General features: G+C 38.7%; 4 protein-coding genes. 2 read left to right on the top strand and 2 right to left on the bottom strand.

The genetic code is table 11. From position 1 onward, the window contains the following. The coding region (locus tag B3209_RS05315) for an AHH domain-containing protein (protein ID WP_296663321.1) at positions 1-782 on the top strand (782 nt) is incomplete at its 5' end. A 156-nt stretch (positions 783-938) separates the two neighbouring features. Beyond that, positions 939-1,403, top strand: coding sequence for an imm11 family protein (locus tag B3209_RS05310; RefSeq protein WP_349675598.1), 465 nt, complete (start codon positions 939-941; stop codon positions 1,401-1,403). 87 nt (positions 1,404-1,490) lie between these two features. Here the strand turns inward: B3209_RS05310 and B3209_RS05305 are convergent, their stop codons facing one another. Both B3209_RS05305 and B3209_RS05300 read right to left on the bottom strand, forming a co-directional pair. Then, positions 1,491-2,558: an IS3 family transposase gene (locus B3209_RS05305; RefSeq protein ID WP_296663324.1), complete on the bottom strand. Its 1,068-nt coding sequence runs from the start codon at positions 2,556-2,558 to the stop codon at positions 1,491-1,493. A gap of 23 nt (positions 2,559-2,581) precedes the next feature. Further along, the gene (locus B3209_RS05300) at positions 2,582-2,863 is read right to left on the bottom strand and encodes a transposase (protein WP_296690097.1); all 282 of its coding nucleotides are present in this window, start codon (positions 2,861-2,863) and stop codon (positions 2,582-2,584) included. Positions 2,864-2,937: the final 74 nt, after the last annotated feature.

The following is a 2,937-nucleotide window of genomic DNA, read 5'->3' as shown; positions in this document are numbered from 1 at the left end:
GACTTTATTATTATGGAGCTAGGTATCTTGACCCGAGGTACAGCCGCTGGATAAGCACTGACCCTGCACTTGGGGAATACATCCCAAAAGCGCCAATAGACGAGGAGGCAAAGAAATATAACCAAAATCTGCCCGGCATGGGCGGAGTATTTAATCACATCAATGGTAATTTGTTTGCCTATGCCGCAAACAATCCTGTCAAGTATACAGATCCGGACGGAAGGGTAGTTGACACCATTTGGGATATAGGCTTCACGCTCTATGACATTGGTTCTGCAATCTATAAAAGTTCAAAAGGTGATAATTCCGGTTGGATAGATGTCGGGATTGATGCCGCCGCTATATTGGTTCCTGGAATCCCAGCAGGATTATCAAAAATTGATGATGCTGTAAAACTTGCCAGAAAAGCTGATAAAATCGGTGATGCTGTAAGAACAGCAGACAAGGTTGGCGATACAGCGAAAGTTGTAAAATCTTCAAGACCTAATCAAATACACCATTTTGCAACTAACAAAAGTAAAAAATATACACAACAAATGAAAAATATTGCAGATAAGTATGGATTAAAACTTGATGGAAAAGGTGCTGGCTGGAATATGGAAAGCTTGCCTCATCAGGGAAGACATCCAAATAAATATCATGAATTCGTTTTGGATGGTATGAATAGAGCATCAAACGAGGCAGGATCTGATACAAGTAAATTTTTGGAACTATTTGATAAATATGTAAAAGAACCTGTCAGAAATAATCCAGATTTGTTAAGGAAAGCAGGTTGGGAGTAAAAAATGAATAAGTGTGTGTTATTTACAGCCAAAGAAGGTTCAAGTAAAGATTTTTCAATGGCAAAGCTTGCAGATGAAAGCATTATTTCACCTCTTGAGGTCGATGACTTTATAAAGCAGAACAGACGGTTTCCATGCAATTTGTTTTTGGCACAAATGCGCATAACAAACAATGGAATAACCCAAAACAACAATGTACCTGAAAAAGTTTTTTTTGATTATCAGTACAATCAATTTGCTTATTATCTATTATCGGAACGGTTGAAAAACTGTATTGAAGAAAACAAAGGTTCAAAAGATTCTTTCAGTTGGATAAAAGTTTCTGTTAGTTCAGAGATTGAAACAAGAAATTATTATATTCCGATATTTGAAAGGATTCCTGATGTGCTTGATTCAAAACTTACTACAAGAGTGCCTGCCAGCAATGCGATTTTGGTTCCTTGTTTTGCCTCTGAAAAACTTGAAGGACATAATTTTTTTCCTCTTGAAAGTTCCTTTGGTATACTTCCAAGAGGAATATATGTTTCAGAAGCACTAAAAAAAATATTGCAAAAGCAGAAATTTGATAATATTAAATTTGAAAAAGCAAAATGTAGTTTAGACGGTAGTGTTATTCCTTAAAATAAATGGCACTATACATCCCTGCTATGTATAGTGTTTTTTAATTTTTTGCTTATTCCTACAAATGACAATTTGTAGGAACAAGGCTTAAAATGCGCAGAAATTTCGGAAGAATTCCTGCTTAAAAGTCAGAATTCTTCCGAAATTTAAAAAATAAAACACAGAATTTCTGTTTTTCCGTGGTATAAATAGGGCAAAAGGAGGCTGAAAAGGGCGTTTAGTTAGACAAATGGTAATTTGTATCACTACGCGGGGAATAACCCTGTCAAGTATACAGACCCGGATGGAAGAGAAACATACGATTCTGAAATAACGGAAGAACAATACAACAAATCTAATTTCTTGCAACGACAAATGAGTTGGGAGGAAGTGCAAAACTTCTTCGGCGAAAATCCAAATGGAGTTCTTCATAGACCTGAAGACCAAATTGGTTTTATGAAGCTCGAAAGCAAGAAAGACATCATTGATATAAATAAAGAATGATTCCATTCTCGCGTTGTCGTAGCACTTTCCGACATCGCTCATGCTCTGGACTGCATGATGTTTTCCAACTGCGAGCCTGAAAGCCTCGCTTGTGTACTGGCTTCCGGCATCACTGTGAATTATCACTCCTGACTTAGGTTTTCTCATTTCAAAAGCCGCTTCCAGAGCGGAAATACACAGTTCCTTTTTCATGTTTGTATCCATGGCAAGACTTATTATCTCACCACCGAAACAGTCAAAAACAGGAGCGATATAAAGCTTTCCGTCCTTGCATGGCACCTGAGTTATATCAGTCAGCCACTTCCGGTCCGGAGCTTTTGCTGTAAAGTCGCGCCGCAGAAGATTCTGAGGTCTCTGGGCTTTTTTATCAGCCTTGGTAAGCCCGTCAGGACTTCTTCTGCCCGGTTTCAGAAGATTGCCTTTTCGCATTGCACGTCTTACAGAACTCAAGGAAGTCTGTATTCCTTTCTGAGTCAATGCAATCAGCATTCTGTCTGCACCGTAGTTGTCATTGTCAGGATCTTCATCAAGGATACGATGTATCTCTACGAGTAAATCCTGCCACTTTTTAGGCCGCTCTCCGTTACGCAGCCATTTGTAATAGCCTTTTTCATTGACCGAAAGAGACTTGCACATTCGGTTCACATGATATTTTTTTCTGTTATCAAAGATGAACCAATGAATGCTTCTTACTGTTACTGCTTCCGGTCGTTTACGAAAAAACGGAAAGCATCCTTGAGGATGTTGTTAGCCTCGCGGAGCTCCGCATTTTCTTTCATCAGTTTTTTTTCACGCTCTGTAGGCGGATCGTCTTCTGATGTTTTTTGTTTAAGGATTCGTTCACGGTTATAACTTTTTCGCCAGTCGGCTAAAGTTGCGTAAACAAGTCCAAGCTGTGCACAGGCCGGATTTACTCCGATTTCATCAGACAGTTTGATTGCCTGTTCCTTGAATTCTTTGCTGTACCTCATTTTCATGCCCTCTTTATTCTCGGGTATTTTTCAACTGTACTTTTATAGTATCCGTTCAAATACAAAACGCCAAACAATGA

Source organism: Treponema sp. UBA6852, from assembly GCA_002449305.1.
GTDB lineage: Bacteria > Spirochaetota > Spirochaetia > Treponematales > Treponemataceae > Treponema_D.
Note: the sequence above shows the minus strand (reverse complement) of the source record. Positions and strands in the feature narration are given on the sequence as shown.

Excerpts from the sequence above, each read along its gene's own strand:
- B3209_RS05300 (WP_296690097.1), bottom strand. The coding sequence starts at position 2,863 with ATGAAAATGAGGTACAGCAAAGAATTCAAGGAACAGGCAATCAAACTG.
- B3209_RS05310 (WP_349675598.1), top strand. The coding sequence starts at position 939 with ATGCGCATAACAAACAATGGAATAACCCAAAACAACAATGTACCTGAA.